Genomic DNA, 5,489 nt, shown 5'->3' with positions numbered 1-5,489 from the left:
CACCCCTTGCTTCCGCTAAGATTTCGACAACAACAGACACCATCAACCAACTAACTCAGCAAACCCGATTCTCCATTTCCAGCTGAGGCAAAACAATATCCTTATGGGCATAAGTGCCGCCATATCGCCCCGCTTTGGCGACAAGCCCGATGGCATTTGTTTTGGCAACCCACTCCTTGACGCTGATTTTATAACTATTTAATCCGGCCTGACTTCTAATTGTGGCATATTCGCCATAATTAAAATCGGGGTTGTGCACCCGTTCCCAGATTCCGAGAAACTCTACAGTATTTCGATTCCTGAGCCAGTCCGCTATAAAAAAATCACCATCTTTGGCTTTGAGCATATCGGTCAAAGAGATAAAATCCATCTCATCCTTACTATACAAGGCTATTCTGATCCCTTGGACTTCTATTGTTTTGTTGGTTTTCATAAAACTATCTCCTGTTTCCGTTTGAAATGACTGAGGCGAGATTATTTGCCTTTGGAGATGTTCCTCTATCCCATTCCCACCCCCAAAACATACCAGTACGGCTCGAATGCCTGTTCGACCGTTTCAGCCATCAGCGCCATAAACGGCTCGTAATCTCCCTCGCAATGCGCTTGATCCAGCGCTTCGTAGTAGCGAAGGCGCTCTTCAACGGGGAGCACTGCCGGGGGAAATCCGGCTTTCATGAGTTCGAGGTTCATCAGCAGCCGCGCGGTTCTTCCGTTGCCATCGACGAAAGGATGGATTTTCACGAAATCCGCATGAACCCTTGAGGCGTATTCGACCGGGTGCAATCGATCCCGATTGATCGCGCTCTGCCGGATAAAATCCTCCATCGCCGTCGGCACACTCAGATAATCCGGCGGGCGATGTTCCGCGCCTGAAATCACGACATTCTGCGTCCGGTACCGACCGGCATTTTTGTCATCGATATTTTTCAGCACAAGCTGGTGCAACGACTTGATCTGCCATTCTGACAGTGGCTCGTTCTTCCCGACTAAATCCTCGACAAACAGAATCGCCTCCCGGTGATTGATCGCCTCGAAATGCTCGCGCATCGTCTTGCCGCCGATGGTGATCCCTTCGAGCGCCACCTTCGTCTCCTTCAGGGTCAGTGTATTGCCCTCGATGGCGTTGGAGTTGTACGTCCAGCGAACCACAAGGTCATCGTGCAGATTGCGCACCACCTCCGGACTCAGCGGTCTGAACCCGTCAAGCCTTTTCTTCAGCGCATCGAGTTTGTCGAAGTTCATCGGATAATCCCCTCCAGTTTCATTGCCTGCGTGATAACCCACCATCAATTATATTGTTTTGCAGCATGATAAACCAAAAATTGAGCGCCATGTCAACCACCACCTTCAAAGCGCTCATCTCCGCCGAGCGCATCGCGGCTCGTGTCGCGGAGCTGGGCGCGGAGATTTCCGGCGATCTTGCTGGAATCAACGAGCTGACGGTGGTTTGCGTGCTGAAGGGGGCGTTCATCTTCGCAGCCGATCTGGTTCGGCAGCTCAGCGTGCCGTGCCGCGTCGAGTTCATCCGGGCTTCGAGTTATGGCGCGGGTCGCGCCTCATCCGGCGAAGTGACGCTTGAGAACGATGGCGTTTTCGATCTCGATGGCAAGCACGTGCTACTGGTGGAGGACATTATCGATACCGGCCTCACCCTTTCGAGCATCGTGGTGGAGCTGCAAAACCAGCATCTCGCCTCCCTGCGCATCTGCGCCTTGCTCGATAAGCCGTTGGCCCGAAAAGCGCCCATCGAGGCCGACTACACCGGATTCACCATTCCCGATCATTTCGTCGTCGGCTACGGCCTCGACCTTGACGGCAGGCATCGCGAACTGCCCTTTATCGCCATCGCGAATCGGTGAAGGGCGAGTCTTTCCGCCAACCCGTCCCCCCCGGTTTAAAAACCGGGGCAACATGAATGTAAGAGCTATGACTGTCCGCAGGGTTGAAACCCTGTTACATGTAAGCCCTCTCTTCAACCCCGCTTTCTCCTTGCAGCATCCGGCCATATTACCATAATGTCTGTTTTTTTCTCTCAAATCCGTTTTATGCCCTAATATTTTTAGGATTAGTTTTATATTCACCTAAATCAAAGCAATCAACCAAGTCAAAACGCCAGAAAAAAACATCCATGCCAGCCCGCACTGAAATCAGCCTTGGAGTGATCCGCAAGCCGTGGATCATCGATACGACCCTCCGGGACGGAGAGCAGGCGCCGGGCGTGGTGTTCAACCCACACGAAAAAAAGCGCATCGCTGAACTTCTTGCCGAAACCGGCGTCGATGAGATCGAGGTGGGCTACCCGGCCATCAGCCAGGCCGAGCGTGAGGTGATTCGCGAAATCGTGGCGATGAAATTGCCGGTGCGGCTGACCTCGTGGTCGCGGGCCAACATGGCCGACATCGAGCTGGCCGCGGCGTGCGGCACCGATGCGGTGCACATCAGCTTTCCGGCCTCGCGGCTCTATCTGGAGCTGATGCACAAGGAGGATGGCTGGATTCAGGAGCAGCTCCACGCGATGGTGTCCAAAGCCCGCGAATGGTTCGATTTCGTCAGCGTTGGTGGGCAGGATGCCACGAGAAGCGACATCGAGTTCCTGCAACGTTTCATGCTTGATGCCGAAACAGCCGGAGCTGAGCGCTTCAGGATCGCCGATACGGTGGGGGTCGCCACGCCGGTGTCGGTGATGGCACTCGGCGCAGCGTTGCGCCAGAGCTCGGCGCTGCCGCTGGAGTTCCATGCGCACAACGATCTTGGCATGGCCACGGCCAACGCCTTCACGGCGCTCGAATCGGGATTCGAGGCGGTCAGCGTTTCGGTGACGGGCCTCGGCGAACGGGCTGGCAACGCGGCGCTCGAAGAGTTGTCGATGGCGCTCGCGCTCTCCGGCGGCTTCGCCTCGCGGCTCGACACCGAAAAGCTTTCCGTGCTTTGCGATGCGGTGGCGGCGGCCTCCGGGCGCGTCATTCAGGAGCAGAAGCCAGTGGTGGGCCGCTCGGCCTTCGAGCACGAATCGGGCATCCATTGCGCGGCCTTGTTGCAGAATCCGCTCTCCTACCAGCCATTTCTGCCATCGCGGGTCGGGCGCGGCGATTTTGAGATGGTGATCGGCAAGCATTCGGGCACGGCGGCGGTCATCGCCCATTTCAGCCGGCGCGGAATTTCGGTCTCCAAAGAGGAGGCCCGCGAACTGCTTGAGCTGATCCGCAGCCACGCCGATCGCCTCAAACGGGCGCTCCGCACCGACGAGATCGACGCGATCCGCAACAGCGCACTCATCAAGCAAGCTTAACTATCGAAGAACAAGTTTTCATGCTCATAGCACAGGAACAGGAACAGAGCAGCATCAGCCTTCTTGCCGAAGTCAGCAGAACCGTCAACAACGAGGAGGATATCAGCAAAGTACTTCGCCTGGTGCTTTTCATCTTGTCGGAACACATGAACATGCTCCGCGGCATGGTCACCATTCTGAACCGGAGCACCGGCGAGATGGTCATCAACGAATCGTTCGGGCTAAGCGACGAGCAGCGTCAGCTCGCACGTTACAAGGTCGGCGAGGGCATCATCGGTCAGGTGGTCGAAACCGGAAAGCCGTCGGTCGTGCCACGCATCGACGAAGAGCCGCTTTTCCTGGACCGCACCCGGTCGAGAGTCGAAGAAAATAAGGATGAGCTGTGCTTTATCTGCGTGCCGATCATGGCGGGCAGCGAAGTGATCGGCACCTTGAGCGCCGACCGCCGGATTCCCGTTCCCGCCGAAAACGGCAACAAGAACCTCCGGCGCAAAAGCGACCGGGTCGATATTCTGCAATACTATGTCGATCTACTCTCCATCATCGCGGCCATGATCTCGCAGGCGGTTCGCATCAAGCAGCTCGACGACGAAAAACACATCGACAGCACGCACGAGCGAACAGAAACTCCCGCGCAGGGATTCCGGCATATCAACGGGGTGACCGACGAGGAGGTCTCCGAAGCGGAAAGACCCGCCAACATCATCGGCAACACCAAGCCGATGATGAGCCTGTTCCGGATGATCGACAAGATCGCCAAAACCAGCGCCACGGCCCTGATTCTCGGCGAAAGCGGCGTCGGCAAGGAGCTGGTCGCCAACGCGATCCACTACAAGAGTATGCGCAACGGCAAGCCCTTCATCAAGTTCAACTGCGCCGCGCTGCCCGAAAGCATCGTCGAAAGCGAGCTGTTCGGTCACGAAAAAGGGGCCTTCACCGGAGCTGCCGCGCTGCGGCGAGGACGCTTCGAGCTGGCCGACACCGGCACGATTTTTTTGGACGAGGTGGGCGAACTGAGCCTCAGCACGCAGGCCAAGCTCTTGCGGATCATCCAGGAGAAGGAGTTCGAGCGGCTCGGCGGAGCGAAGACCGTCAAGACCGACGTGCGCATCATCGCCGCCACCAACAGGAACCTCGAAGAGCAGATCCAGCAGGGCAGCTTCCGCGAGGATCTCTACTACCGGCTCAACATCTTCCCGATCACCGTGCCGCCGCTGCGCGAGCGCAAAACCGACATTTTGCTGCTGGCCGACTACTTCATCGAAAAGTTCAACACGGCCAACCACAAGGGAATCCGCCGGATTTCAACCACGGCCATCGACATGCTGATGCGCTACCACTGGCCCGGCAACGTGCGCGAGTTGCAGAACTGCATCGAGCGCGCGGTGATTCTGAGCGAGGACAACGTCATCCACGGCTACCACCTGCCGCCGTCGCTCCAGACGGCGGAGTCGAGCGGCACGCCCTACACCGGCGACTTGCAGCAGAAGCTCGACGCCATCGAACAGGAGATGATTATCGAAGCGCTCAAGCGCACCAAAGGCAACATGACCAAAGCCGCCACCCAACTCGGCCTGTCGGACAGAATCATGGGGCTGAGGATGAAGAAATTCAACATCGACTACCGGAAGTTCCGGGCGTAAAGGAACGGGACGCTGATAAGTTGAGGCGTCAATAAATCGGAACGCCATTCGCTTGATTTACTCCGCGCTCATGCGGTGAATCAGTTGAATGGCGTTGCCTGTTGATGTCTGGATTTTGCGCTTGTGAAAATCTTGTAATCTTCGTAAATAGAAAGCGTAAGCCTCGCCGTCGAGCTTAAGCAGTACCCCTCCCGAGACGGCCTTCCGAATGAGCAGTACATATACAATGCGACACGACCGACGGAATTGCTGATAGGTGGTTTGATTTTAAAGTTGTTTTTATGCCGATCCATATAAGAAGTAAAAATAAAACGCGATTTAGCGCCTAAGTGGTTAAAAAACTTATTATTACCGACATTCAGAATGGTTTTTCGATTGCGTCTTATATGGACTGAAATTCAAAAATCTGCGGTTTAGGCGGATCAGTATAAACAATGTTAGCCCAAAAAAAGAAACATGAACTGTTTTGGTTCAGCGTAAATTGGAGAATTCAGCCGTTTGAGTTAGAGTACAAAAACGGAGGAATTCACCATGCGAAAAGTCAGAAAAAACTACAC

The 5,489-nt window shown here is 55.4% G+C and carries 4 protein-coding genes and 1 pseudogene; 3 read left to right on the top strand and 2 right to left on the bottom strand.

Features of this window, described 5'->3' with window-relative positions:
• Window positions 1-94: 94 nt before the first annotated feature.
• Window positions 95-433 (bottom strand): annotated as a pseudogene (locus EST62_RS07280) (KilA-N domain-containing protein); the annotation flags it as partial.
• Between the two features lie 65 nt (window positions 434-498).
• The gene (locus EST62_RS07275) at window positions 499-1,242 is read right to left on the bottom strand and encodes a Fic family protein (RefSeq protein WP_129051443.1); all 744 of its coding nucleotides are present in this window, start codon (window positions 1,240-1,242) and stop codon (window positions 499-501) included.
• An 89-nt stretch (window positions 1,243-1,331) separates the two neighbouring features.
• Here EST62_RS07275 and hpt point away from each other — a divergent pair, with 89 nt between their 5' ends.
• The 3 genes from hpt (at window position 1,332) to EST62_RS07260 (ending at window position 4,932) form a co-directional block, all read left to right on the top strand.
• Window positions 1,332-1,859, top strand: coding sequence for a hypoxanthine phosphoribosyltransferase (hpt, locus tag EST62_RS07270; protein ID WP_129051442.1), 528 nt, complete (start codon window positions 1,332-1,334; stop codon window positions 1,857-1,859).
• Between the two features lie 269 nt (window positions 1,860-2,128).
• Window positions 2,129-3,289 (top strand): homocitrate synthase, encoded by a 1,161-nt coding sequence (nifV, locus tag EST62_RS07265; protein WP_167599232.1) that lies wholly within the window; start codon window positions 2,129-2,131, stop codon window positions 3,287-3,289.
• A 20-nt stretch (window positions 3,290-3,309) separates the two neighbouring features.
• On the top strand, window positions 3,310-4,932 hold the full coding sequence (locus tag EST62_RS07260; RefSeq protein ID WP_129051441.1) for a sigma 54-interacting transcriptional regulator: 1,623 nt from the start codon (window positions 3,310-3,312) through the stop codon (window positions 4,930-4,932).
• Window positions 4,933-5,489 lie beyond the last annotated feature (557 nt).

Origin of the sequence: Chlorobaculum sp. 24CR, assembly GCF_004118635.1 — a bacterium.
Lineage (GTDB): Bacteria > Bacteroidota > Chlorobiia > Chlorobiales > Chlorobiaceae > Chlorobaculum.
This window is presented reverse-complemented; position numbering and strand designations above follow the sequence as displayed.

Coding starts and splice junctions, on each gene's coding strand:
- hpt (WP_129051442.1), top strand. CDS start 1,332: ATGTCAACCACCACCTTCAAAGCGCTCATCTCCGCCGAGCGCATCGCG.
- nifV (WP_167599232.1), top strand. CDS start 2,129: ATGCCAGCCCGCACTGAAATCAGCCTTGGAGTGATCCGCAAGCCGTGG.
- EST62_RS07260 (WP_129051441.1), top strand. CDS start 3,310: ATGCTCATAGCACAGGAACAGGAACAGAGCAGCATCAGCCTTCTTGCC.
- EST62_RS07275 (WP_129051443.1), bottom strand. CDS start 1,242: ATGAACTTCGACAAACTCGATGCGCTGAAGAAAAGGCTTGACGGGTTC.